Genomic DNA, 26,141 nt, shown 5'->3' with positions numbered 1-26,141 from the left:
AACCAAGAATAGTGTAAGGTGCCGGGATTCTCTAATTGATGGAGCCCGGCACCATGCATAAAGCCCTAATTTTCTTGATTTTTCTCGGCGCGCTATCTTGCAGCGACGATACCACCACAGCTGGCCCCGATGAAAACTGCCAGCCCGGCGAATCGTTCAATCCGATCACCGGTCAGTGTATTCCTCGGGGTACCCCAGATCCGAACACTCCGGATGCTAACGGTGATACGCCGGATATGACAATTCCGGACCCGAACAACATGCCCGACCAGTCTCAACCGGACATGCCCCTGACCAACGATTGCACAGGAACCGAAAGGCGCTGCAACCAGGAGACCGTGGAACTCTGCGTCAACGGCCAATTCACGGCCCAGCAGAACTGCGCGGCCAACGGTGAGACATGCTTCCTTGGAAACTGCATCATGGACTCGAACTCCTGCGAGCCTGGAGCATCGCGCTGCATAAGCCAGACCGAGTACCAGAATTGCCAGGCCGACGGCATGACCTGGGGTCAGGCCGAATCATGCCCCGCGGAACGTACGTGCGAGGCCGGCGAGTGCGTGGCGGGCTGCGCGGGCCTTCTCGACGAAAAGTCGAACGTGGGCTGCGAGTACATCACCATGCGCCACGACCAACGCTCAGGCCTAAGAACCCTACCTCACACCGTCGTCGTCTCCAATCCGGGCGACCAACCAGTGACGGTTCAAGTCACGAGCCCAGGCGGACTTAACTCCGGCATCAACTCACAGACGGTTCAACCCCTCACCAGTGCCGTTCTTAACTTCCCGACCTCGCCCATGGTGAGTGCAGCAGGAACTTCTCAAAACTTCTATATCATCCAGTCTGACAGGCCCGTGATTGCAACGCAGTTTGCGCCGCTGAACAACCCGGGAATTGGTAGCGAAACGAGCGACGCCTCGCTTCTCCTTCCGACAAACGCACTCGGCCGTGAATACGTGGTCGTGGGCTGGCCTCCTGGTTATATCGATATCGTGTCGACTCAGGCCGGAACGGTCGTGCAGGTTTCTTCTCCAGTGAGCCTTAGTGGCGGAAACGCAGGCTCAGTGCCCGCCAACGGTACCGGCTCCTTCGCGCTTGGAGCCAACACGGTGCTTCACCTCGGCGGCGGGAGTATCTTCCAACCCGTCAACGTGGATGGTGTGACGATTACGTCCAACAACCCAATTGCAGTGTATACTGGGGCCGGGCTCGTCAACATACCGAGTCAGCCAGTGCGTCAGAACCCTCCATCGGGCTGTGGACAGCTCGATGCGGGCTGCGCGACAAATGACCAGTGTTGCTCCGGCATTTGCGGATACGACGGCATTGGAGCCCCTCTGACGTGTCGAGACAGCCTTGCAGCCGGCGACCACGTTGAGCAACAGCTCTTCCCGGTGGAAACGTGGGGTCAAAACTATGTGGCTGTGCCCTACAGAAACCGTGGAATCAACGATTTCACGCTCTATAAAATCGTGGCTGCACGCGACAATACAACGGTGACCTTGAGTCCTGCTGTGAACGGATTGACAACCTTCACGATGAATCGAGGCGATATCCGGCAGATCTACGGACCGAACGCCTTTGAGATCACGGCAGACCAGCCTGTGATGCTCGGCCAGTATATGATTGGCGGCTCGATCAGCACGTCGGACGACGGCGATCCGGCGTTTATGGTGCCACCAGCTGTTCAGCAGTTTAGAGATTCTTACGTGTTCCTAGTCCCCGGCAACTATCGTCGAAACTACGTCACGATCATGAAGCGACCTGGCACCACCGTCACGCTCGATGGAAACACAATTCCTCAGTCGTCGTTCCAGGCCACGGGCGGGACTCTTGGCTGGGAATACGCCATGCTCGACAATATCGCTGCAGGCGTCCATACCGCGAGCTCCACGGATACCTTTGGCATCGTGGTTCACGGTATGGACGAGTACATCAGCTATGCATTTGCAGGCGGCGTGACGCTCCCCGAATAAGCCTAGAATCCCGGCTTATCCCCCGATTTATATCGCTCCCATGTGCGCCTGAAGAATTCCGGCATCGGGATAGTGGGCACGAATCCATAGGGAGCATTTCCATAGGGGTCGCAGCCATAGAGGCTCGCTTTCCACGTCTCCATAGGATGATGCGGTGATTTGAGCGCCATCCACGGACCATCGAGGAAGTGGGAGCGCCCTGCCCTTGCGCGCTTTGCCTCCACCAAGAGTTTGGCCTTTGTAAGTTCATCGCACGCGGCCTTGTATTCCTTGGTGGACCATCCGTTGATTCTCTTGACGGTCGCCGACTTCAAATCGACAAGTGCCAGGGTCTGCAGGAATAGTAGCGCCGCGTCATCGCTGAGCTTCAGCGTTTTTGAGACGTCTTTGAGCACATCTGGTGCGCTTAGAGACGGATTGTGCGGGTCGTAATCGAAGCCGGAATCGAGCGAGTCCAAGAAGAGCTCGAAGTCCGAAGACACGATGTAGTCGATCGGCCTGAAGTTCGGCGCAGACAAACGTTCTAAGTGCACATTCTTCTCCCCGGCAAGATAACTAGCCGGACGGAAGAAAAACTCCACACCCCATGAGCCGAGTACGGCCAGAGTTACACCTTCATCCAAAGGCTTGTCTGCCTTCATCCCTAACAAAGACAAGCGCTCATCGATTGCCTTTTTCTCGTATTCGTAGCCGTAGAGATTACCGACAGAGACCACAAAATTTGGATCCCTAACAATATCGGGAAGGCGCTTGAGCGCGGCCTTGATTGGGCCTCGAGCCTCATGGTCCCCTGGGAGGGCCAAAGCGAGCCCAAAGGCCAACCTCAACGCTCCTTCGATATCAGAGAACGTTGGGCCCACTTGTTCAAAGTAGAGGGTCTTGTCTTCCTGCTTCTTGAACGAGAATGAAGGCTTTGTTTCGAACGCTCCGCCAGGCTCGAGAAGCCTTGAGAATGTGTCGCGCGCCCCATACCAACCCAGCGACTCCAGGGCCTCCAGGACTACCCCATCAAGAGCATCTGAGGACTGGTAGAGGTCGGCCAAATGTTCGGCCAGCACTTCCATTCCCTTTTGAGTATACACATCTGTGTCCACACTCACGGATTCGTGAAACACATGGATTAGGTGGAAACCGATGATATCTCGCAGTATTTGGCGCGCCTTGTCGGCCTCAGCCACCTTGAGTTTGAGTGATTCGCGCAACTCTTTGGGAAGGAAGTTCTTGTTCCAGTCTTGCCAATTTGGTGCTCCGGCCCACAAGAGCGCGAACTCGGGATAGCTTACGCCAGCAGTCTGGGCAGCCCCTTCAAGGGCCTCGGTGTCAATTTCAACCTCGTGCCCGCCGCGCAGCGAATCAGCCCAACGCTCAACCTCTTCTGGCCTTGGAAAGTTCCAATCTCGCGAAAACTCCGCCGCAATCTCCAAGGGGCCAAGTGGCTTCTTCGACCATTGATAGATCACATATCCATAAGGCTCTCCACCCAATTTGAGTATCAGGGCTGGCCCAGACTTGAGATCTCGGTATTGAACCACGAAATACTCGTCTTCGATTTTCAAGGTTGACAGAAGATGCTCTTGCGCGTCCAAGTCCACATAGGAGACGCGACGATGCTCGTACTCATGGAACGGAAGTCGGTCTGACAAGGCCTCCAAGAGCAACGCAAATGCCTCTCTCTCATCACTTCGCGTACCAAGCCAGTAGAGACTTCCAGGTTCGAGCAGGGCAGCGAAGAATTCAGCCGTGACGTAGTGCAAATCACTAAAATCCGCATCCCGACCTTCAGTCGCGTGAACCAAGAGGTCGAGTAAGACTGAGAAGTCTAATTTATCATGGTAGTAGGAGTAATAGGTTTGCCTCAGGAGGGCAACATTGCTGATGATCGCCTTGGCCGAAATCTGTGCCACGGCGTTCTCAGGGTCGGCCATCGTGAGCAGATTGAACAAGTTTTCAATCTGAGTTCTCAGCCCCTGAAAGCGCATTGCCAGGATGGCTGCGAGGCTTTCGTCACACCCATCCAGGGATTCACGTATCGCCTTCTGCAAGACCCCAGCTTTTGCATCCTCACCCTTGGCGACTGCCGTCTTGACCTGCTTCAGGAGCTTGGCGTCGGTGCTTGCTCCAATCGAGTCGAGGAAAGTGCCTAAGGCCTCCTTTGTTGGGTCTGAGAGAATCTGAGCGTTTGCACCTGGTTCGTCCAAAAACGCGATAACCAGCCACTGGTAGAGCACAGCATCGTCCAACTTACGCAGCGTCTTTGAGGCCTGAGCGTCGCGCCACTCAAGGGCATGCCAAAATGGTGTTTGAAGGCTGATATGGGACTCTGAGACCAGCTCGCCGTCCTCATCAAGCACCTGGAAACTTGGGTTGACCAGAACGGATTGTTCAGCCCCTGGCCATTGCACTCGGCCATAGATATCGTGGCGGTCAAAAGACTCACCACTGTAAAGCGTGCAAACCCAACGTCCCTCGGGAAGTTTTGAACGCACACAAACGCCCCAGAACGGCTCATTCGTTAACAACGACTTGAAACCAGCGGGAATCGGATAGAGCGATGAATAGCTTGCCTCAATCTTATGCTCAGAATCGGCCAAATCCTCAAAGAATTTCGGGAGTGAGTTACGCCCAGCACGACCCGTAACGGGGTCGATCTCAATAACCTTCGCGGACTCGCCCCACCCCTCGGCTCTCCAGAATGTTGTACCGTCTGAGAACCAAACGCCTGAGCCCGGAAGCTCCTTATCTGGCGGACCAAAAGCGCGGAAGCCTTCGAATACCCGACCGTCTTCCAAAATGGCGCCCGTCGTGGTGGACAACCACGAATTCAGTTCCCAAGTGTCCTTGGGGTTTCCGCTCCAATACGCCTTGGTGTTCCATGAGTCGTCGTAATAGGCGACCAAAAGCTGCCCTTTAGCGAACTTCAAGGTGCGAATCACCGAGTAGTTCCGGCTCCACTTGAACGCAAAATCATGCTTGAGCTCCCTGCCATTGGGTCCAACCACGATGATCTGCTTGCGATTGTAGACGTAGGCGTAAGGGAAGGAAAAATGCTGATAGAGCTCGTCCTTATTCTTAGTTGAGAGTTCGAGCTTCGCCGCTTCAAATTCCCGCCAAACGAGCTCATCCATCAAACCAAGCGAGAGGCTTCTCTTAAACGAGGGGATGGGGTCGAGCTTCGTCAACCGCTCATACACAACCGGAAACTCACCAAACGTTGCCGCTGGGATGTTGGAGAGCGTGGCCGCATGCGTCATCCACTCGGGGAAGTAGCCCTGCTCCATCTGCTCCACACGCTCCTCAAGCCATTTCCGGCGCGCTTTCTCGAGCCCGAGCTTTCCAGCGGCAAGCGTTTGGAACTCAACGTTCGAAAAGACCTCCGACACCGCGTGATCCATGATCTGGTCGAAGCGCGAGTCTTCGGCAATAAACTTGAGATCCCTCAACCTTTCCTTGGAGTCCGCCGGAGCGTTCATCCAGATGTTCAGTCGAAAACCGGAATTTTCTGCGTCGACGGGCACCCCCAATTCGAGCGCAAGATCTAGGAAGTCAGCATCACCCCCGGCGTACGAACGCTGAATCTTAAACTGGATGTCATCAGCCTTGAGTCTATCCGCCATTTGACGAAGCAACTCAAACGCATTGTCCGGCAAATCAGGCGTATTCCACCCTCCCCAGCCGGTTTTCATGGACCGAGTGATGAGCTTTTCTATCCACGCTGCAGCAGACTCCTCTGGAGCGTCAGCGTCGGCGACCTTCTCTTTGGGGTCGGTCAGCGCCTTCCAGAGCCCTAGATCTCTCAAGAAATCGAGCCAAAACTCCTTGAAGCCATCGCCACCCGAAGAAGGACGCGGCCACATATTGAGAAGACGGCCACTGAGCGCCGGAAGGGTCTTCAACAAGCCTTTGAAGGTCTTCGCATAGGTCTCCCAAAACTTCGTGGCCGAGAAGGCCAAAGCCGGCGATTCCCAAACTTCGTTTATGAATCGTTCGTCTTCTTCTGCTGCATTGCGCTTTGCACCGCGAGCGAGTTTCCTCAAATCAGTCACGAGTTGTGCGCTTATCGGTGTGCCGCCAAGAGTGCGGCGCACACAGAGGTCGAAGAAATACTCGTAGGCTTGATCTGGACCGTGTTCCTCCGTGAGAACTTTTGCATATTGGGTCATGACTTTATTTGTAAGCGCACCGTTAAGAGCGAACTCCACAAAGGCGTCACGGCGTCGCTCCTCGTCCACAGGCAGGGCATACATTTGCTCCGCCTCGCGGGCTTTCCCAAAGAACGTGCTCGCGTAAGTGGTATTGCCAGCCTCGAGGAATAGGCGTGCGATTTCCTCGTGCATTGACGGGAGGAAATGAGGGCTCGAGGTCTCAATGGACTTGGTCAAACCGAGAACCATATCTTTGGCGTTGCCCGGTTTAGACTTCGCGCCGCGCATAAGCTTCTTGAGACTCCGAGCCGTGTTCAGCGCCAACTTCGCGTCTTCTGGGTGGTTCACCAACACATAGTCCGGGAACCCAAGAGCCTGGCGCTTACGAAACGCCACACCCTCATTCGACTCCTCAAACTTAAACCCCAGAATATCCATCGCGCTGTCTTCGCCATCCGCGAGCGCACTCGGAGTCAACCTGACGATTTCTCGATCGGGCATCGCTGGATGGGTAAAGACTCGGGCATCGATCTGGTCGACGACATCTTTCTTAGACGTCCATTCTTTGAGCAGGTATCCCCCTGCCACTAGCCATTCGTTCGCGTGCATGGGTAACCTCCTAGTCTTGTTTTTCTTCTTCTTTTGCACGACCCGCGAAGATCGCACTCGCCATTCGCATCCCCTCGGAATACGCAACCGGTCCAACCTCTACGATGGGTATCGAACGCTCCCGCTCGTCCACCCAGATCAGGTCCCCCGTGTAGGTCTCGTACTCGGGGTACTCCGACCCGATCCAATAACGGGCTTCAGCGAGCTTTCCGCCCTCCATAACTTTGCACGATGCGAAGCCGCCGCGAACCGGGTAGCCGAGCGTTCTGCAACGCCCCAAGGCGTAATTGAGCTGTTCGAATTTCCCTTCTGCAAACGTGCTCAACGCACTGGCTTTGGGGTCGAGCTTTTCTGGCTTGGTGAACGTCTCTCTGAATAGCTGTTGGAGCTTTTGTTCGTAGCCGAGCTCCATTGCGAGCTCTCTGAAATCATCGAGCTCAGGGATAAGAACTGGATGCGGAATAGTGAGAGCGGCTGAGTCGAGCCATCGGGTCTCACCGTCAAGATTTACGATTCCGATCCCCTTCTCCGACGCGCCCAGGAAGAAGCCGAAGTCTTCGTCATCAGCGTCTTTGAGAGGAGACACAACCGCGAACTCCAAGAATGTTCGCCATGCGGAGTCCTTCCAAACACTTTCGGCCAGCGCTCGCGGAACAGGCAGCGAGCGTAGCATCCAAGACTCAACATGCTCTCGGCACTCTCTTTCGTGATCGTTGAGCCATAAAAGCGCGAGCTGAAGCTCTTCATACTCAGACGTGCTTTTGACCTTGCTCGGCACTGATTTTAGAACCTTTCCGCTCGAATTGCGGCAAATGATCTTCGCGTCCTCAACGCTAAGCTCGTATTCGCCCGCTCCAACCCATCCCTTCTCCATGGAACCTCCGCGCTCTAATTGGTAGCGCGGAGGGTACTTCCTTCCCAAGAACGCGACAAGCACCTTTGGTTTCCCAAAGGTGCTTCGACTAAGCCCTAAGCTCTTGGATCAAGGCGAATCCTAGACGAGGTCGATGGTCATTTCGCCCTCTTGAGGCGGACGGAAAACGTTAATCGGAATCTTGAGATAACGGACCTTATTGGCCTTAGGTTCCGGTAGCCTTCCGGCATCCACGTTGACCTGAACACTTTGGAAGAGCAGCTTTGGTGCTGAGAGGGTCTTGTCGCGTGCCTCACGCCACTCAACGAACTCCTTCTCAGTCGTCGAAGCTCGAAGCGCCACGTTCTTTTCCTTCTGCTCACCGATGGTGGCCATATATTGAAGCTCACGGCCGTTTGGCTGGTAGTCGTGGCCCACCCACACCTTGGTGTCTTCTGGCAACGAGTAGAGCTTGTTGTGAATCGAGTGATACATATCCGTGGCACTACCACCGGGGAAGTCGCAACGCCCGGTTCCACCGTCTGGCATAAAGAGCGCGTCACCCGTGAAGACATTGTCTTCGAATCTGAGCGTTGTGCACGCGGGAGTATGGCCAGGTGTGAAGATCACATCGAATTCCAAAGAGCCAGCCTTGTACGTTTGACCCTCATCAAAGAGTTGGTCGAACTGCCGGCCGTCCGTCGGGAAATCCTCAGGCAAATCGAAGACCCCTTTGAAGACCTTCTGCACATCAGTGATACGCTTTCCTACAGCGAGCTTTGCGTCGGGAAAGACTGATTTGATTACTCGCGCACCGCTGAGGTGATCGGCATGTGCATGTGTTTCAAGGATATAGTGAAGCTTGAGGTCGTTATCCTTCAAGAACTTCACCACCTCTTCCACAGACTCCGTCCAAGTCTTGGACGCAGCGGGTTCGTAGTCGAGGACTGGGTCGATGACCACAGCATCCTTGGTGTCCGGATCCCAGACCACGTACGTAAGTGTCCAGGTGCGATTGTCGAAGAAATGTTTGATTTCCATGGTGTCCTCCTTAGGACTTATTTGGATGAAACGGTCGCGGGGAGAGCCTCACTGCCCTCGCTCGATGATGCACGCCGGTCCAACCATTGTTGAAAGTTCGTGTGTAAAAACATCCCAGAAAGCATCGCGATCACAAATGTGAGCGCAGACATCCCTGAGGCAAGTGAAACAAGACCGGGGCCTGGACAAAATCCAGCCATTCCCCATCCGATGCCGAAGAGCGCAGACCCTGCAACCAATTTCTTGTCGATCGTACGATTGGTAGGTACGGCGAACTTCGGGGCCACAAAGGGCTTGGGCCTTTTCATGATCAATCGGAACAAGACGGCGTACACAATCACTGCACCGCCCATTACGAAGACCAACGTAGGGTCCCAGTTTGCCACATCGAGGAATCCGATCACTCGTTCTGGCTTAGTCATTTGGGCCAATACGAGGCCCACCGAAAAAAGAGCACCTGATACCAATGCTACAACTTGAGGCGCTGCCATGATTAACCTCCAAATCCGTTAAAGAGGGCCACGGTAACCATACCTGCCCCGATGAATGTCAAAGTCGCGACGAGCGAGCGAGGTGAGAATCGACTCAAGCCGCACACGCCGTGACCGCTGGTACAACCGCTACCAAGACGAGTGCCGAAGCCGACCAAGAGGCCTGCTGCGACAACCCAGAAGGTAGACCGAGGACTCGCCGTGAACGCTTCCGGCATCAAAAGTGCCATCAAGAAGCCTCCACCGAGGAGCCCAATTAGGAACATCAGTCGCCAACTCACCTCGCCACGAGTGGGAGAGATTAAGCCGCCAGTGATACCCGATATCCCTGCGATGCGTCCGTTGAACGCCAAGAGCAGCGCAGACGCGAGACCGATGATGCCTCCCCCTAGCGCTGCTGTGATCCAAGTTTGTACTTCCATCTTTCACTCCTTAAGTGATGTCCGCCTTCTACTAGAGCAAGCTTGGTGCCAACTCAGATTCCCCCTGTTTCTGTGCGATTCATCGCTTCTTTTGCACCAGAGTTGAAACAGCTGTTGCAACAACTCACATCTTAGGATGGCGAAGAGCCTAATTAGAAACACGACGCGGTGTGTACCAATGGAATCCGACCCAGATGAAGGTCAGCGCATTGGAAGTCGCGATGAAGAGATAGGTGTATTCAGGAAATGAGGCGGCGAGTAACGAGGCCGCAAAATGCGTGACACACGCGTAAGCGATTCGCATCTTGGTCATCATCCCGAGCGCAATCACCGCCATGGCATACATCGCGAGCTCAGTGCGCGCCGTCTCCCAAATGGGTACATCGGCTAAGAATCCGCTGAACCTCGACGCCAGCATCGCAAAAAGCATCCCGATCACGACGTACATGATTCGACGGTTAGACTCGGTCTTGAAAAGCATCTTCCGAAGAAGGAAAATCATCGCAAAGCCTGCACCCACAGTACGAATCATCCACCAAATCGTGTCTTCAAGCGTGTGGGTCCGGGCGCTCAAATCCAGGTTAATGTGGGACCAAATCGCTGTGCCCACCCAAAAACCTCCAAGCCCCAAGACGAGGAGCGCGCGGGCGGCCCCTCCAACCCTTGGGTCCAACTCGCGGACCCACCTCTCAAGGTCTTCTACCCTTTCACTGAGGGCATCGCGTTCTTGCTTGGCGCGATCCAACGCCTCCACACATTCGGGTGGTGCCGGGTCGAGGTTGGCCAAAATCGACTCAGCCAAATCCAAATGACCGCGCTCCAAATGATAGTGAAAGAGCTGTATCTCAGTCTGACGAAGCCCTTGAGCGGCGGCCTCGTTGCCACTCCATTGCGCGAGAGCTTGCCTGAAACCAAATCGAGCCTCGGCCAAGCGCTCGCTACGCTCCGAGTCTCCAAGTTCACTGCTAACAACCTCATCGAGGGTCTCGCTCGACGCCTTTGTCAGCGCGATAGACCCACGAACTTCGAGATAAACTTCGAGTTCACGTTGAAACGCCTCAACCGAAGCAAAACGTTCCCCCTTATCCGGGGCGAGCGCACGCGATGCGATGTCTTTCAAGAAATCCGGCCAATGCTCGGAAAACGCCGGCAACGCCCCCTCAAAGGCGAGTCTCAATGACTCGAATAACGACTCCGCACCATGGGGTGGTTTGCCTTCAACCACGTGATAAAGAGTGGCCCCCAACAAATAGACGTCAGTGGTAAAATCAACCTCACTCGCGTCGTCGAGCGTCATTTCGGGCGCCATATAGGCCGGCGTTCCTGCAAGGCCGGAAGCCGAATCTCTGCGCGGTAAATAGGGATTCTCTTCCACATCACCTAGATAAAGAGCGAGGCCCCAGTCCATCAGATAGACCTCGCCAAACTCCCCAATCATGATGTTCTCTGGCTTGATGTCGCGGTGCACAATCTGTCGACGATGCGCTATTCGCAACGCGTTCGCGACCTGAATCAAAATATGAATGTGCCAGGCCAAGTCTGGCGAAGCTACCGGGGCCAACTCGGGATCTTGAAGGATCTTTAGCCAGGAGACCCCTTGAATTCGCTTCATCACGAGGAGCGGATCCCCAGTTAGATTGCGCCCCAGATTATGGACCGGCACCACATTGGGGTGCTCCAGAAGCCCCGTGACGTGCGCCTCTTGCACTAGCCCTTGAGCAGCGCGCTGATTCCCGGTCTCTTTTGGCGCTTTGACTGCAACATGGCGCCCGAGCGCCCGTTGCCTCGCCACAGAAATGACTCCCATTCCACCTTCGTCCAACTTGTCCATCAGCTCGAGCTCGGAGACATGCCCGATTTCGGGAAGGAGCTCCATCAGCTCGCTGAGATCTAGGGTGGTGGTGCTCGGGGCAACGGTGGCCGTGCTCGCCATTTGCAACGTGCGCTCATCAAGCCCCAAGGATTCAAAACGTTCTCGGAATTTCACACGTGCTCAGGGCTGACGCTTTGCCGTGTACTTATCGAGCTGACGCTCGGCTGCAAGGAATGCATCTCGAATCGCCACGTAGATATCTTCGTGGGACTCGTCCTTGACCCCGTCTCTTCCCACGTTGATGGTGGTCCCAGGGACCGCAATATCGAGACTCACACTGAACAAATTCCCGCTATTCTGGCTGCGGTGAGATTGCTCCAATACCACCCTGCATCGCTGTACTGCCGCGTAATGGCGCTCGATCTTCTCGAGATACTTCTCCACAGCACTCTTGACTGCTTCTGAAGACTCCATGTCACGAAAAACGATATCAGTTTCAATACGCATAACTTAACTCCGTTCTAACCTCGTAAAATCGAGCATTGCGTGTAATCTAGACACGTTTGGGAAGCATCCCACCTAAAAAGAGATCCGACAAGAGTTTGAATGCTTGCTTTAAGACCATTGATCCTTGGCCTCGTCTTGATGAGTGTTCCACTTTGCGTCTGGGCGCTCTATCCCTTCGACTCGCCGATCAAACTTGCCGCGCTTTTTGCGGTTTTCTTCATCAGCGCAACTTTGATTCGGAAGGCTATTTTAGAGCCTCTGAAGGCGTTGCGTTTCTTTCAAACCTTCGCAAAAAATCACAATTTCAACTGCCACGGCAGCCTGAGCCACGACCCGCTCGTAAACGGCGTTTTTGAAGGAAGAAAATTTGTGGCCGGAATCAGCGCACATATCGCTCGAGATTCCGACGAGAGATACCGCACCATCGTCTCGTCCCCGGTTCAAGAGGGTGTCCCAAGTGGCCTTAGAATTTACGCGGCTGAAACTCAAACATGGTCACACGCACAATCCGGCCGACGCATCATTTCTACCGGCTACGCTGACCTCCATAACGAGCTTGTTTGCGAAGGCTACGAGGGTCATGTGGTTCAATCCTTTGTGAAAGAAGCCCAGACACGCGACGCGATCCTGAAGTTTTTTGAGCGTTATCCGGACACCTTGATTCACGGCGGTGAGTCGCAACTACCCGCGGATCCAGACGGGGCGAGTGGCGTTGTCAGCGTGGCATTTCGTGGGCGCATACTCGATGAGTCCAAACTGCTCGCCGCCATCAACGACGTATGCGCATTCGCTGAATCACTAGAACCTGAGCGCGGCTAAGAGACAATCACAGCCGAACATTGCCATCCCCCGTATTCGCCACCGAGCTCTCTGGCTTTCTGGAAAAGTGGCATCACAAATCGCTCGATTCCCACCACATCCACCGGATGCTCGCCCACGCACTTGATGACGAAGGGGCGCATCGCCTCTTCGTTCTCGACCTCTTCTTGAGTTGTGATTTCAAATCCCATGGCCTCTAAAAAAAGGCCGAATTCCTCGGCGGCGCTCTCATCAGTAAAGGCCGCCGCATGGACCACAGGACGCGGAATATTTGTGAAATCGCCTTGCTCTTGAAGGGCCTGCATTCCCTTGTGCGACGCGAGACGCTGTAGCTGCACTGCATCAGGGCATAAGAAGCCAAAGTAGACGTCCCATTCGGGGTCCTCTGAAGCCCTTCGCGTAAACCTGCGAGCGGGAAAGCGCTCTTGTAGAGTTGCCATGATCTCGTCAGCACAAGGCTCGTCAGAATAGACAAAAAATTCGCGACGCCCATCCACGCTGAGCCGGCCAACAATCGCCCCGCGCGGCCCTAGTTGTTCGGTGATTCCATCAGAAATCTCTTCGAGTTCGTGTTGTTCTGCCTGGGTTGGAAACCCCTGTGAATCCGCGTCGTATAGGACTCGGATCCAGTTCAGATACGGCCAATCCCCAACCTTTCCTTCGTTGAGATAGCTCAGATTCACAAGCATCAATCCAAGATTGGATTGCACAGGTGTTGGATAAATTTCCCATTCCATGGCAAGAACCTCATTCGTAAACGGTCTCGGCGATATCTCTACACGATATTTCTGAATCTGGCACGGAGCCTTGACCTTCAACCCTGAACTCGTGTTTTTATAGACCTATGGACGACGATCTCTTCATCAGCCCCGCCCTCAGAATTCCAAGCGCTGAGCTCACCATGCGCACGAGCAAGTCCAGTGGACCGGGTGGGCAGCATGCCAACAAGACGAGCTCTCGGGTGAGCATCGAGTGGGATATCGAGAATTCCGGCGTCCTGTCCTCGATTCAGCGCGCGCGATTGCTACGAAATCTATCTACGCGCCTTGTCGGCGAGACCACGCTCGTGGTCCATGTGGACGATTCGAGAAGTCAGCATCAAAACCGAGAGATCGCGCTCAAACGGCTCGCTGAGATCGTGCTCAAGGCTTTGCGTGTTCAGAAAAAGCGCGTCGCCACTAAGCCATCGCGTGCCGCCAAAGCCAGAAGAATCGATGCGAAAAAGAAAGTCGGCGCCAAAAAGAAGATGAGGAATAAACCTAGCTTTGATGAGTAGGTGACATCCCGCTACTTTTTTTGGTGCACAATCTCCAAGTTTCGTGTTTATTCTAGCGAACTAACGCACAGAGCGACTCAACCTCGGGAGAGGCCTCGACTTGAGGTTAAAAATAGGCTAAACCCTATCGCCCTATCCCGATGAGGGAGTTGAGTTGACGCTTCTTGCAAGCTCTTTAGGAGTGAATATGGCTAAGAAAAGCACCGAAAAAGTAGTCCACGATGAACTCACGGAAGAAGATCTTGAGCACTTCAAGCAGCGGCTACTCCAAGAGCGAGAAGATATGCTCGCCAAACTTAATCGCCACTTGAATGAGGCTATGGTCGACAACGAACGACCCGCTGACGAGCTCGATCAAGCCGGAAGGATTTCCGACCAGGCCTACCTGATGCGCCTTGCTGATAAAGAGCAGAAGCTCATCAAGCAGATCGACCGCGCACTGGCTAAATTTGAATCGGGTGAATTCGGCCTCTGTGAAGGAACCGGCGAGCCGATTTCCCGCAAACGCCTCGAAGTGCGACCTTGGACTCGATATAGCATCGAGTACAAAGAGCAGCTCGAGCGTGAAATGGGCAAAAGCCGCCGCCTCTGAAATTCTATGGGCCGCAAGACTGACCAGCGCGACGCGATTCGCAACGTCTTTAGACGTGCCCAACGCCCGCTCACCGCGAATGAAGTCTTAGACCGAGCCGCCGAGTCCGTCCCTGGACTCGGTATCGCCACCGTTTACAGAAATATCAAACGCCTGCACGAAGACGGTTGGTTGATTCCGGTTGATTTGCCGGGTGAACCCTCACGATTTGAGCTGGCGGACCGCGAGCATCACCACCATTTTAGGTGCGATGATTGTGGTAAAGTTTACGATATTCCGGGCTGTCATGCGCCGGATGACCACGCTCCTGCTGGCTTTCAAGTGACTCGACACGAGGTCTGGCTTTTTGGAATGTGTCCGGAGTGCGCCGCCTAGGCGCCGGACTCTTTGTCACGCGCGCTTAGAGCTTTTTTAGAGAGCACAAACTTGGGTGGGTCGTGATCGCAGCAATCGGTATGTTGGTGATGGTCGTGATGGTGGTTGTGGTGATGCGAGTCCTCGCAGGGTGAATCACATTCGTCTCCGCAATGTTCGTGACCGTGATGGGTACCGAGAATTGAGATTTTGTTGAGAAACGTTCGAACTCCCGTTCGAGCCGTTGCGTCCAGAACAAGCACGCCCAAGAGAACCAAGCTCGTCCACGAAACCCATGAGAAATCGTGGATTCCGGAATCAAGGCTCGCAAGTTTGAACCCCGGCAGTATGGCGTTCACGCCCAATCCCAGAAGCACGGCCAAAACCCACACCGAAGACCCGAAAACAATCGCGGTCTTTCGAGAGTGCAGCGTGCTCAAGACGCCGAACGTTGTGACATTTGTGGCAGGTCCGCTGAGCAAGAAGGCCAAGGCGGCGCCGGGTGATACACCGGCAAAGATGAATGCTGCAGCGATTGGAGTCGCACCGGAGGCACACACGTAGACTGGAATACCAACCAGGCCGAAAAGCACCACCTCAGCTCCAAAAGGTAGGCCACCAAGCCAGCTCGCAAACGACGCTGGCTCGAAAACGGCGGCTACGGCGAGCCCGGTCAGAATCCATGGAGCCGTTTCGTCCACAACCTCTCGAAGGTGTCCTTTGATTTCCTTGATTGTCGGCCTTGAGAAGGAAGTATCGGCTTCCTGCTCGGCCACAGGAAAGGGTTTGGCAATTCGCCCCATCAAGAGGCCTACCAAGAGCGCTAAGATTGCAGCCGCCCCAAGCCTCAGGCCGGTCAATTCGGCACCGAGCAGGGGCAAACTTAAGACCAGCGATTCGATTCCCAACTCAGGCGTGGCAACCAAGAATGCTCCGGCCGCAGCTGGCGGAACACCAGCACGAATCATCCGATCGTAGATGGGCACAACGCCGCATGAGCAAATGGGAAGCGGTAGTCCAACCAAAGTCCCTTTAAGAGCGAGCGTGGCGGAATTCCCTTGTCGCAACCAGCGAGGAACACCCAATTTCCAGACTGCTCCGATAATCGCAGCGAGTACAAACCCGAGGAGTAACGGTCCCGCAGACTCGAGCGAAAGCGCGAGAAGACGGGAGAAATAGCCCTCGTCGTGGTGCGAATGCCCATGGCTCGCACCGAGCTGCATCACCCCCACGATACCCAACACCCCGGCAAGTGCGCCTAGCGTCTGAAATATTGGCGACTCCTTGGCCCCTTCTGTTCCATGAGCCCTATGAAGCACTACATGAAGTAACGAGCCCGCCACAAACGCCTGAAAAACCGCTACGGGGGCCGTAGTCATCACCGCGGCAATATTATCCCCAACCATGAAACCAAGCACCGTCCCAAACGCTATCACTGAAAGAACAGCCACGCCCCACTTGCGTCCGTATGGCCGCATCATGGCCCAAATCGCCAGTCCGACCGGAAAGCGGTGAAGTAGCACGGCTAGAGAAAGGGGCCGAACGTCGTGGTGGTGGGCTTCGCTACCAAGGGTCAGTCCATCAAACACCGTGTGAAGCACGAGCCCTAGCGCGCCAAAAAAGAGCATCACTTTATGAGTCTTTCCGTGGGATAGCCATCGTTCCAGCACGATCGGGAACCCCACTCCAGCCAGCATGGCAGCAAGAGCCGCCAGGCCACCGAGCTTCCAAGCCTCTGGTAGAACGAAGAAAAAGATCAGTCCACCAATGCTCGCGAGCACCAACCCGTCGACGAACGAGAGTGCTCGGTCATTCGTAGATGCTACCCGGTAGAAGAGCGGGCCGACCATCAAGGCCAGTATCGATGCGATTAGTAGAGTCAAGGGACCATCCGGCATGAACGGAACGTGCTGATACTCGATTATCAATTAGAGGTCAATTGCGTGACATTTTGAACACAAAGACCGCGTATGGGTTCAAATCTGGGTCGGGAACGATTATAGGATGTCCAGCGACCTATCCCAAAATCGGAGCATCTGCCGTGAGCATCCCTGTTGTTGATCTACAAGACCTCTCAAGCCCTACTCTCGAACACCAAGAAGCCGCAGCCCAAGCCATTCTGGAAGGTTTTGGCAAGTACGGCCTCGTCTACATTAAAAATCACGGAATCGAAGACGCGGACCTGACCCGATTCTACGACTCCTTTTTGGAGTTCACTTCTCGGCCAGTCGAAGAGAAGGAAAAGGTTTCGATGCCCGAGATTTGGTATCAGCGAGGTTGGACACCCCCTGAAACCGAACAAGCCGTGGTGGCAGGCGGGCAGCCCGACTTCAAAGAGTGCTACTTCATGGCGCCTGAGCCGCTCGACCCAAGTGCGGCAACGGAATACCCAGAAGTCTACGCCCAGAATGTTTGGCCCGAGAACGCCGAAGTCTTCCAGAAGTCTTACGAATTGATTGGCCACCAGCTCCACGAGATCGGTCTCTTCCTGCTGCGCGGTGCTGCAAAGGCGCTCGGACTTGAGCCATTTCGATTTGAGCAGGCTGTCTACGGAGGCCCCCACGTGACACGATCGTTGCGCTACTTGCCGCTTAAAGACGATCAGGTGAACACCGGCATCCTCTGGGGCGAAGAGCACACCGACTTCAATCTGCTCACCCTACTTCCGGGCGGTCGCTTCCTGGACCCTTCCGGCAGCTATTGTCCAAAGCCAGACTCATCATCCGGCCTTTACCTGCGAACCCGCGGAGATGAAAAGAACCCGGACGGAGAATTGCTCGCCGGTTCAGCTCCCGCAGGTTGTATTGTGGCTCAAGTGGGACAGGAGCTTGAAATCCTAACGGGTGGTCAGTTCTTGGCGACTCCACACGTCATCAAGGCTCCTTCGACTCCCGGCTATTCAAGAGTTTCGATGGCGCACTTCATCCACCTTCACGCACATCAAGTGCTCTCTCCACTTCCGAAGTTCAGAACTGATGATGCCCTTCGTGCTTATAGCCCTCCGGTTCTCGCGGGAACCTACGGCATGAAAACTTTGGTGGATATTGGGCTAGCGCCGACCGATGTGCTGAACCATCTCGGATATCGCCACTACGACCGCTTGAGCACGATTCGCGCTAAGTCATGAGTGAGTCGAGCTCACTGAGCGTGATCTGGTAGGACTTGCCACAATACTGGCAACCCATTTCCAAATCCTCTCCATCATCGATCATCTCTTGAATCTCAGAAGGGTTCAGTGAACCGAGTGCGTCGAGCACGCTCTCTTGATTGCACGTGCACCCAAACTTCACCTCGGACTCGAGAGTGAAATGGCCGGCGCCTCCAAGAAGGTCGAGCAAGAGCAAGTCAGGGTGCTGTTCCCACCACTTCGCCTCGATGCCTTCGAGCGCACGAATCACCTCTTCCATCACCTCTCTTGAGGCGCCCGGAAGAACCTGAACCATGAACCCTCGCGCGGACTTGGTCACGCCCCCTTCAACATCCACGTGGAGACCAACCGTAGCCACGACCTGTTCTGACTGGAGCATGTATTGGGTCAAGGTCGCCGTCATATCGGTCTCGGCTTCCACCATGCCTTGATGCAGTTGACCGTCTTCGAGCACACGGGAGACCTGAAGGATGGTCTGTTCACCGAAGTTTGGGCATTTTCCGGAAACCACACCACGAAGGAGTCCATCGGGATGGGAATCCGCAAAACACGACCCATCCTTGGTGCGAAGGCTAAGTTGGAGTCGCTGGTCAGGCGCCATTTCAACCCGAACCAGTACCGCGGCGAGTCCGACTTGCCCCAAGATTTCCGAAACTCTGTCGCGCTGCTCGCTCAGCGGTTGAGCGCCCAGCTGTGCGTCCATCAACCCTTGAACTGCCTCGGTTGCTTCAACCACGATCGCTCGAAAGCCCCCACCCGCGCTCAATCCCTTTAGTACTCTATTGCTCATTTGAACCTCATCGACTTTCCGAGGGCTCAATAGCTTAGTTTGAATGAAGCTGGAAGGCTGGCAATGGGGAGGAACCTAAGAAACTCGGCGAAAGACGCCGATGACCTTTCCGAGGATGGTCGTGTCTTGCCCCGGCACCGCGTAGATGGGCTCCATTGCGGAGTTTGCCGGCTGAAGCCTGATACGTCCGGATTCCCGGTAAAAACGCTTCACAGTGGCCTCTCCGTCAACCATAGCCGCCACGATTTCACCATTGCGTGCCTCTTGCTGACGCTTCACAAAGATATAATCGCCGTCGAAGATGCCATCTTCGATCATCGAGTCGCCTCGCACTACAAGGCCGAACACATCTGTAGGTTTCCCAATCAGCCCCTCGCCCAGCGTGACGTGGTCGTCCGCGTTCTCGATGGCCGCGATGGGCGAGCCCGCCGCAATTCGACCAACAATCGGGATGCTGTGAACGTTCTCCAACACCGGAACATCCTCTCCAAAAGGCATTCCGTGCGGCGTAAACACTGGGCGAATCGCCCGCGACTTGGCGTCTTCGCGTGAGAGGTAGCCCTTCTTCTCAAGGGCTTTCAGGTGATCGTTCACGCCATTGGTCGACTTGATCTGCAATTCTTCCCCTATCTCGCGGATAGTCGGAGGAAAGCCGGTCCCTTGGATGTGTTCGATGATGAATTCGAGGACTTCAATTTGTCTGTCCGTGAGCTCTTTTTCGGGCTTTTCCATGCGCTCGACCTCAAGAATGTGTTTCGACCACTTGCGTGGATCTGGTGAACGGATGTAACTTACTGAACATCTGTACCACGTGTCAACAAATAACAATGAATGACATCCGATTAAAATGCATCGCCAGTGGGTCTAGCGCAAACGCTTGGCTCTTCAAGGCTTGGGAAACACGGATTCTCATCGACGCGGGGGCCAGTGGTTGCAGAATATTGGACGCGGTCGAGGAGTTTGGCCCAATTGACGCCATCGTCGTCACCCACACACATTCCGACCATATCAAAGGGTTAGCCAAGGTTATGGAGACGCTGAAAGTGCCGCTTCTCGCTAGCCTGCCGACTCTCAAACACCTTGAACTGGGTGGAGTTGAACTCAAGACCAACAAGGCTCATACGCTCAAAGACCTGGATATCAGGGCGTTCCGCGTATCCCACGACGCAGTTGGAACCATTGGACTAAGACTCTCTACGACCAGGTTTTCCATGGGATTCATCACGGATACGGGCGTGTTTAACTCCTCCATGGCTAAATCCTGTGCAGACCTAGATACACTGGTGATCGAGTCCAATCATGATGCCGAGATGTTGATGCGTGGGCCCTACCCTCAGACCCTGAAGAGAAGAATTGCTGGTCCAAAGGGCCATCTTTCAAATGCGCAAGCGCTCGCATTTGTAAACCATGTCGCCACTCCCAGGCTTACGAATCTAGTGCTCGCCCACTTGAGCGAAACCAATAACTCGCCCGAAGTCGCGAGGGCGACTTTTGCGGGTCTTGAGACAACTGTCCATGTCGCCACACCTGACGGCGGCGTGGATTTTTCCCCTGAGATCTCAAATATTCAGGACTCGAGCGAAAGGCAGCTCAGTCTTATTTGACGGCCTTCATACAGCCACACACGATTCGGCAGCTGAAGGTATCTTGGTGCCAATAGGTGTCGATAGCGTCCACGATATAGCGCAAGATCGGGTCCCTATCCGACGAGCGAATCACGCCCAACCAGTGCGGATAGAAAGACTCTCTCACAAGCGCTGAACTCAAGAGTTCTTGACCGGAACCAAAGGCGACGTCCCACGAAACTTCTTCAAACTCGACGTCGTGCAGACCAGCAGCCTGAGCGAGCTCAGCAACTCTGGAGACGTTCAACAATCCCGTGCGCATCTCTTGAGTACGGTTGAGAACGTCGGTGAGTTTATGAGCCCGTAGCGCCTCATCGAGCATGTCGTAAAACTCGGGAAACGAAGAGAGCAGTGGCACGCCCAATACGATGGTACCTCCCACCTGGGTGACTCGACTCAGCTCGCTCAGGGCGTCCTGAGTTTGGGTCAAAGATGCGACTCCGTTGACGCAAATCGTGGTTTTGAACACATCGTCTGCGTAGGAGAGTGCACTTACCTTTTGGGGTACGAAGAAGATCCTCTTTTGCCCGGCTTCATCGATTCGGGTTCTCGCTTGGTCGAGCATCGCGCGTGAGGGGTCGAGCGCGATGATTCTCGTGTCCTCAGGCGTATCGGTGAGCAGACGGCTTGGGACGTAGCCACAACGAGCCTCGGCGACGAGCACACTTGAAGCACTAGGAACCTTAAGTCCAGAAACGCAAGATTCGTAGACGGGTTCGGTCCAGAGTCGCTCTACTGAAGCGCGGTGGGCAACTGCGGCCTGATGTTCGCTCGTCGTATCACTCATGCGAAATGCCGATATCCTTTAAAGTCCTTAGTAATCGGTGTTCCATCGGAAGCCAGAATACGCAAGCCCTCCTCTTGAGCTCGAATCTCGCCGATATCGTAGACGTTCCATTCATGGCGCCGAGCGAGGTCCCAAATCTTGGTCATGCGAGCTGGTGGGGCCACGATGATTAGTTCGAAGTCCTCGCCACCACTGAGCATCCAATCCAGGGGGTCGGTTCCAGTCTCCTCACAGAACTTCAGTAGTTCTGGATGTCTCGGAAGATTGTGGGTTTCGATAGAGGCGCCCGCGCCACTTCGTTTGAGGATGTGTTGTAGGTCTTGTGCTAACCCGTCGCTAACATCGAGCATCGCCGAAGGAACGCCCAGAAGTCCGAGCAGCGCGCCCTCGTGCACGCGCGGTCGAGGGCGCCTATGGGCTTCGATGAGGGCCGGATAGTCGGCCGCATTCACTTCGAACTCTCCCTTCAAAATGGCGAGGCCTGCAGCGGCGATTCCCATTTCACCAAGCACGATGATTCGGTCGCCAGGGAAAGCGCCAGAGCGAGTCACAGGGCCAGCAGGAGATGACTCACCCAGTAACGTAACGGTTACAACGGTGGGCCCGGACGTGCTCGTTGTATCTCCGCCTCCAACGCTGACCTCGAAGCCATTTGGCGTAAGAGCCTCAGCGGCCTGTCGCATCCCCTCCAATAGACCGTCAACGAATGTCTTGTCGTCGTTTGGCCCGAGTGTGAGGTTGAGGAAAAACGCTCCGGGACCACCGCCCATGGCTGCGATATCACTCAACGAGGAGGCTAATGCCTTCCAACCAATATCTTGCGGCGAGGAGAAGTCGCGGCGGAAATGAACTCCCTCGACAAGCGTATCCGTGGTGACCAGATCGAATCGACCCGGGTCCAAGATCGCACAATCGTCGCCTATTCCAAGAGTCACGCCCTCAGGTGTGGGAAAGACCGTTGCGATTCGTTCTATGAGTTCAAACTCATCGTACATTTAACGTCCTTTGACGCATCAACCGAAATAATACACCAGTATTAACACAATTATCACTGCCCACATGCCTGAGACTACCCATAAGAGCACTCGGCGCACTTTTTCTGTGGCATCCGAGAACTGTGCGGCACTCGCCTGAGCCTGAGCTTTGGCTACCATAACACGAGATTGTAGGCCGGCAGCAATTTCTCTCAAAAACCCTTTTGCCAGCTCATCATCAGGGTTTTCGACCAGATGCGAGCGCAGTTTTCTCGAAGCAAACTCCCATGCTTCAAGGCGCCGAATGGTCTGGGCAAAATCGTCGAATCTCTCTTCGCCCCAATCTTCCTTGAGTCGCCGCCACATTAAGTCAGCCTCGTCCCAGGCGTCTTCTCGCCCAGCCGGCGGGCGGTCCCACGGCGCCTGTCCGGGGGCAAATTTGCGAGATTCCTCAATATTGAGGCCGCAACGCATGCAATGGTCTTGGTCGAGCTCGAGAAGCTCATAGCACTTTAAACATCGGGGCCCGTTTCCGGGAGACGGGAGAAGGCGGCGAAACGCTTCTTCTTCGAACTCTTGCCTTTCGATTTGTGCAGGGTTTGGTGCCCTGGTGGGAAGTGGCTGTGATGGCTTAGTCGCGGGGGCTTCGGCACTTTGAGGCATGTCCAATTTGTTTCGAAATCCGCAGTTCTCGCAGACGAGTGCAACGTCAGCCCCTTTGACATCCAACGCGGCTTCCCCCACGTGGGAACACTTTGAACACCTGATCTCCATCAGTCCATCACCATCGAAAAGATCGACGCACCCTCAATAGGCGCCGGGGCAAAGCAAAGCGCGAAGATACACAGACACACAAGAGCCTCAAACCTCGATTGAGAGGTGAGGCTCCGACCGGTGGCGATCGGTGGGTGCCGAACCCCCGTCAACGCCACAAACCCGGCTATGAACAACCAGCCCGAGAAGAGAAATATGCCGAACCCAAGAAGAATCAAAAACACGAACCAAACCCAGCGATTCCACGATTCAAAGGACGTGTAGGCGATATGACCACCATCAAGTTGTCCAACAGGCACCAGATTGAGCGCGGTCAAGAGACAACCAGTCCAACCCGCCATCGCCATCGGACCGAGGAACACATCGTGACCGCTCGGGATCTCAGGAAAAAAGAGACCTTCAGCAAGGATGAGTAGAACCGAGTCGCCAAGAAACATGGTTTGGGAAAGGTCTTCGGGAAGCGGCCGGATATCGCTGAAAAAAACTCCCAAGAAGAGGACCGGAACCGTGACGATAAATCCGGCTATCGGACCGCCGCTTCCTATCTGCAAGAGATCGTCCCGCCTTATTTCCTCCAAGTTCATCTTGATGAACGCGCCAAAGGTTCCGAGAAATGGCAAGAGACCGAGTCCCGGAATAGGAAGCGCGGGCATGAAAGTTGGGAAACTCGCCTCGACCCCAAAACGCAGGCACCGAAGATAGTGGCCAAGCTCGTGGGCAAGCAGAATCAAGAAGAGTGGAATGGCATACGAAATGCCGTCAATCCACGCGTCAGCGCTAGCCCAAACTTGAAGCTCAAAAGGGTCCGATCCCCCCATGGTTACGCCGGCCATAAGCATCGTGCAGAAGCTCAGCGCCATCAGCAAGAGGTGCTTCAAGTTCATAGCGGACTCACCTGGCCTTCAATATCCATTCGGAATAAGGCCGACTCGCGCTCGATTCGTCCCTCGACAAATCTCGTAGCCCCGCTTGCGCCCGTGATTTCCCCCAGGGCGCTGGCTTCGGAGGCAACTTTCGCGCGACCACTCTTTCCAACCTTTGAGAGCCACCACACGGCGTCAAAAACCTCAGCCTCAAGACTTGTTGGAAAGCGGCCGTATTTCGCATCAAAGAGACGCTCCAATTCCTCAGCCCGCCCACCCTGAGAGCTTCCTCCATAAGAATCTAGAATGATGGCTCCAGCAGCTTTGGCGCCAGTGAGCGCCATGGTTTCTCCGCGCCAGCCTCCGAGACCCAAAAGTTGGACAGCTGCTCCTTTCCCACCATCACCGTTTTGGATTCCCACGAGCGGCAAAAAACCCAGAATTCGCGACACGTTGACATGGTGATCTGGGATGAAAAGCACGTCGAAGTCGATTTGTCTTCTAAGGCCCGTGGCCACGTAGCCATCTCTATCTGGTCTGAGATCTTTGCGGTCTCTACCCACCCACCGACGAGACCCTACAAGCTCTTCGAGTGCTCGTCGAAAGTTGGGCTTTTCCAGCGGGTAAGTCGCATAACGTGTGACGTTTCCGTCTGGCCACGCTCTCAAAAAACCTCGAGCCGCACTTCGTCCATAATCGGATTTCGGGGCCAAAATCGCAGCCCGTTTTCCGCGCAACTCAACGTCCAATTTCGACACCAGCTCCGCGGCATCCTCTTCGGGCGAAGTGCGCCATCGCCAAACGGTTTTAGGTCCAAAAGACTCTTCTACCCGCGGGTCTGGGCAAAGGCTAACCATGGGTAGACCCAGTCGCCTCGCATGTGCCGCAGCGGCCATGCTCTCGCTGACGCCAATCGGGCCCAAACATGCGGCCACAGACAATGCCGCGAGCTTCTTGACGCACTCCGCTGCTTTGAGAGGGTCGGCCTCAGTGTCCAAGATCTCAAGGATCACACCGCCCTCTTCGGCACCCAATTCAGCTGCCTCACGGATGGCTTGGCCGAGAGGGCTAAACTCTCCACTAAGCGGGGCGAGAAGGCCAATGCGAACGCGGGGCGCAAGCGCGAAGGCCTGTGGGGTCAAGCCAAACGCTATTGCTCCACCCACGAATTCGCGTCTCGAAATCAAAAAAGATCCTTCATGCGCTCAAAAAAGCTCTTGCGCTCTGGTTCTACATTCTCGCCGCTAATCTGGGCAAATTCCTCAAGAATTTCTCGTTGACGGTCGTTGAGATTGACCGGGGTCTCTACGACCACTTTGACGCGTTGGTCTCCACGCTTGTTTCCACGCTTGAAGCCTTTGGAAGCCAAGCGGAAAACCTTTCCAGTTTGAGTTCCCGCAGGGATCTTCATGCTGACCTTGCCGTCCAACGTTGGAACATCCACCTTGGCTCCGAGCGCAGCCTGCGTGAAGCTGATGGGAAGAGTGCAGAGAACGTCATCACCTTCTCGCTCGAAAAGCGCATGTTCTTCGAGTCGAACCACGATGATCAGGTCACCTGGGTTTCCGCCATTGGAACCCGGCGCACCGCGGCCGCTCCACTTCAGTTTTTGGGAGTCCGCGACCCCTTGTGGAATGTCGATTTCGAGCGGTTCCTCGGTCTTCTTTCTTCCCGCTCCGCCGCAGGAGCGACACGGCGATTCAACGACTTTGCCAACTCCGCTACACCTTGGGCAAGGCCTCGCAAATGCCATGAATCCTTGTTGGATCCGAACCTGCCCCACGCCACCACATTGACCACATTCAGAGACGCTGGTTCCAGGAGTTGCGCCTGAGCCACTACAAACCTCGCATTCCTTGTTCACCGGCACGCGGATGGTCTTCTTGGCTCCGGTGTGCGCTTCCTCGAACGTCACACTCACTTCGACCACGTAGTCTGCGCCGCGACTCCTTCGGCCGCCTGCGAAACCTCCGCCAAACATGGAGCTCAAGAAGTCCGCAAGGTCTACGAACTCCGGCGAGAAACCACCGGCACCGCCGGGAAAACCGCCAGGGAAGCCATCAAAGCCTCCAGCGGGGAAACGGTCGTAAGTCGAACGTTTTTCAGGATCACCAAGTACGTCGTAGGCTTGACTAATCTGCTTGAAACGCTCTTCAGCCTCAGCGTCACCCTGGTTGTGGTCGGGGTGAAACTTGAGAGCAAGCTTTCTGTAAGCAGACTTGATCTCCTCTTGCGACGCACTCTTATCGACTCCAAGAATCGCATAGAGGTCGGGTTTTGACATC

The 26,141-nt window shown here is 55.0% G+C and carries 24 protein-coding genes; 7 read left to right on the top strand and 17 right to left on the bottom strand.

The window, feature by feature from the left end; translation table 11 throughout:
- Positions 1-53 precede the first annotated feature (53 nt).
- Positions 54-1,976, top strand: coding sequence for an IgGFc-binding protein (locus tag FRD01_RS21940; RefSeq protein WP_146963077.1), 1,923 nt, complete (start codon positions 54-56; stop codon positions 1,974-1,976).
- A 2-nt stretch (positions 1,977-1,978) separates the two neighbouring features.
- Here FRD01_RS21940 and FRD01_RS21935 read toward each other — a convergent pair whose 3' ends face one another.
- The 7 genes from FRD01_RS21935 to hpf form a co-directional block, all read right to left on the bottom strand.
- A complete protein-coding gene (locus FRD01_RS21935; RefSeq protein ID WP_146963076.1) occupies positions 1,979-6,727 on the bottom strand; it encodes a hypothetical protein in 4,749 nt (1,582 codons plus the stop codon).
- Between the two features lie 10 nt (positions 6,728-6,737).
- Entirely contained in the window at positions 6,738-7,601 is an 864-nt protein-coding gene (locus FRD01_RS21930) for a DUF4132 domain-containing protein (RefSeq protein ID WP_146963075.1), read from the bottom strand.
- 120 nt (positions 7,602-7,721) lie between these two features.
- Positions 7,722-8,621 carry an MBL fold metallo-hydrolase gene (locus FRD01_RS21925; protein ID WP_146963074.1) on the bottom strand — a complete coding sequence of 300 codons (900 nt, stop codon included), beginning with the start codon at positions 8,619-8,621 and terminating at the stop codon, positions 7,722-7,724.
- A gap of 17 nt (positions 8,622-8,638) precedes the next feature.
- Positions 8,639-9,112, bottom strand: a complete 474-nt coding sequence (locus tag FRD01_RS21920) for a YeeE/YedE family protein (RefSeq protein ID WP_146963073.1) — start codon at positions 9,110-9,112, stop codon at positions 8,639-8,641.
- A 2-nt stretch (positions 9,113-9,114) separates the two neighbouring features.
- The gene (locus FRD01_RS21915; protein ID WP_146963072.1) at positions 9,115-9,534 is read right to left on the bottom strand and encodes a YeeE/YedE family protein; all 420 of its coding nucleotides are present in this window, start codon (positions 9,532-9,534) and stop codon (positions 9,115-9,117) included.
- A 148-nt stretch (positions 9,535-9,682) separates the two neighbouring features.
- Entirely contained in the window at positions 9,683-11,521 is a 1,839-nt protein-coding gene (locus FRD01_RS21910; RefSeq protein WP_146963071.1) for a serine/threonine-protein kinase, read from the bottom strand.
- 6 nt (positions 11,522-11,527) lie between these two features.
- On the bottom strand, positions 11,528-11,854 hold the full coding sequence (hpf, locus tag FRD01_RS21905) for a ribosome hibernation-promoting factor, HPF/YfiA family (protein WP_146963070.1): 327 nt from the start codon (positions 11,852-11,854) through the stop codon (positions 11,528-11,530).
- A gap of 99 nt (positions 11,855-11,953) precedes the next feature.
- Here hpf and FRD01_RS21900 point away from each other — a divergent pair, with 99 nt between their 5' ends.
- Positions 11,954-12,673, top strand: coding sequence for a hypothetical protein (locus FRD01_RS21900; protein ID WP_146963069.1), 720 nt, complete (start codon positions 11,954-11,956; stop codon positions 12,671-12,673).
- On the opposite strand, the gene FRD01_RS21895 is transcribed toward FRD01_RS21900, so the two are convergent.
- Positions 12,670-13,410 (bottom strand): DUF695 domain-containing protein, encoded by a 741-nt coding sequence (locus FRD01_RS21895; RefSeq protein ID WP_146963068.1) that lies wholly within the window; start codon positions 13,408-13,410, stop codon positions 12,670-12,672. The genes FRD01_RS21900 and FRD01_RS21895 overlap by 4 nt on opposite strands.
- A 107-nt stretch (positions 13,411-13,517) precedes the next feature.
- Here FRD01_RS21895 and arfB point away from each other — a divergent pair, with 107 nt between their 5' ends.
- The 3 genes from arfB (at position 13,518) to FRD01_RS21880 (ending at position 14,916) form a co-directional block, all read left to right on the top strand.
- On the top strand, positions 13,518-13,949 hold the full coding sequence (gene arfB, locus FRD01_RS21890; protein ID WP_146963067.1) for an alternative ribosome rescue aminoacyl-tRNA hydrolase ArfB: 432 nt from the start codon (positions 13,518-13,520) through the stop codon (positions 13,947-13,949).
- Between the two features lie 187 nt (positions 13,950-14,136).
- Entirely contained in the window at positions 14,137-14,541 is a 405-nt protein-coding gene (locus FRD01_RS21885; RefSeq protein WP_146963066.1) for a TraR/DksA family transcriptional regulator, read from the top strand.
- 6 nt (positions 14,542-14,547) lie between these two features.
- Positions 14,548-14,916 (top strand): Fur family transcriptional regulator, encoded by a 369-nt coding sequence (locus FRD01_RS21880; protein WP_146963065.1) that lies wholly within the window; start codon positions 14,548-14,550, stop codon positions 14,914-14,916.
- Here the strand turns inward: FRD01_RS21880 and FRD01_RS21875 are convergent.
- Entirely contained in the window at positions 14,913-16,778 is a 1,866-nt protein-coding gene (locus FRD01_RS21875) for a permease (RefSeq protein ID WP_249755826.1), read from the bottom strand. The genes FRD01_RS21880 and FRD01_RS21875 overlap by 4 nt on opposite strands.
- Before the next feature lie 56 nt (positions 16,779-16,834).
- Between FRD01_RS21875 and FRD01_RS21870 the strand changes: the two genes are divergently transcribed.
- Complete coding sequence (locus FRD01_RS21870) at positions 16,835-18,022, top strand: isopenicillin N synthase family dioxygenase (RefSeq protein ID WP_249755825.1); 1,188 nt, start codon at positions 16,835-16,837, stop codon at positions 18,020-18,022.
- Here FRD01_RS21870 and FRD01_RS21865 read toward each other — a convergent pair.
- Complete coding sequence (locus tag FRD01_RS21865; RefSeq protein ID WP_146963062.1) at positions 18,012-18,833, bottom strand: Hsp33 family molecular chaperone HslO; 822 nt, start codon at positions 18,831-18,833, stop codon at positions 18,012-18,014. The two genes, FRD01_RS21870 and FRD01_RS21865, sit on opposite strands and share 11 nt — an antisense overlap.
- A gap of 75 nt (positions 18,834-18,908) precedes the next feature.
- Positions 18,909-19,565 (bottom strand): transcriptional repressor LexA, encoded by a 657-nt coding sequence (gene lexA, locus FRD01_RS21860; RefSeq protein WP_146963061.1) that lies wholly within the window; start codon positions 19,563-19,565, stop codon positions 18,909-18,911.
- Positions 19,566-19,660: 95 nt separating this feature from the next.
- Here lexA and FRD01_RS21855 point away from each other — a divergent pair, with 95 nt between their 5' ends.
- Positions 19,661-20,437, top strand: a complete 777-nt coding sequence (locus FRD01_RS21855) for an MBL fold metallo-hydrolase (protein ID WP_146963060.1) — start codon at positions 19,661-19,663, stop codon at positions 20,435-20,437.
- Here the strand turns inward: FRD01_RS21855 and FRD01_RS21850 are convergent.
- From FRD01_RS21850 to dnaJ, 6 genes are read right to left on the bottom strand one after another with little or no spacing between them, the layout of a single operon-like run.
- Positions 20,430-21,245 carry a methyltransferase domain-containing protein gene (locus tag FRD01_RS21850; RefSeq protein WP_146963059.1) on the bottom strand — a complete coding sequence of 272 codons (816 nt, stop codon included), beginning with the start codon at positions 21,243-21,245 and terminating at the stop codon, positions 20,430-20,432. The two genes, FRD01_RS21855 and FRD01_RS21850, sit on opposite strands and share 8 nt — an antisense overlap.
- Entirely contained in the window at positions 21,242-22,240 is a 999-nt protein-coding gene (gene thiL, locus FRD01_RS21845) for a thiamine-phosphate kinase (protein ID WP_146963058.1), read from the bottom strand. Before thiL ends, FRD01_RS21850 begins: the two co-directional genes overlap by 4 nt.
- Before the next feature lie 18 nt (positions 22,241-22,258).
- Positions 22,259-22,993: a hypothetical protein gene (locus FRD01_RS21840; protein ID WP_146963057.1), complete on the bottom strand. Its 735-nt coding sequence runs from the start codon at positions 22,991-22,993 to the stop codon at positions 22,259-22,261.
- On the bottom strand, positions 22,993-23,877 hold the full coding sequence (locus tag FRD01_RS21835; RefSeq protein WP_146963056.1) for a site-2 protease family protein: 885 nt from the start codon (positions 23,875-23,877) through the stop codon (positions 22,993-22,995). Before FRD01_RS21835 ends, FRD01_RS21840 begins: the two co-directional genes overlap by 1 nt.
- On the bottom strand, positions 23,874-25,043 hold the full coding sequence (locus FRD01_RS21830) for a penicillin-binding protein activator (RefSeq protein WP_146963055.1): 1,170 nt from the start codon (positions 25,041-25,043) through the stop codon (positions 23,874-23,876). The genes FRD01_RS21835 and FRD01_RS21830 overlap by 4 nt, the downstream gene beginning before the upstream one ends.
- Positions 25,040-26,140: a molecular chaperone DnaJ gene (gene dnaJ / locus FRD01_RS21825; RefSeq protein ID WP_146963054.1), complete on the bottom strand. Its 1,101-nt coding sequence runs from the start codon at positions 26,138-26,140 to the stop codon at positions 25,040-25,042. The genes FRD01_RS21830 and dnaJ overlap by 4 nt, the downstream gene beginning before the upstream one ends.
- Between the last annotated feature and the right edge of the window lies 1 nt (position 26,141).

The sequence above is a fragment of the Microvenator marinus genome, assembly GCF_007993755.1.
GTDB lineage: Bacteria > Myxococcota_A > Bradymonadia > Bradymonadales > Bradymonadaceae > Allomicrovenator > Allomicrovenator marinus.
Note: the sequence above shows the minus strand (reverse complement) of the source record. Positions and strands in the feature narration are given on the sequence as shown.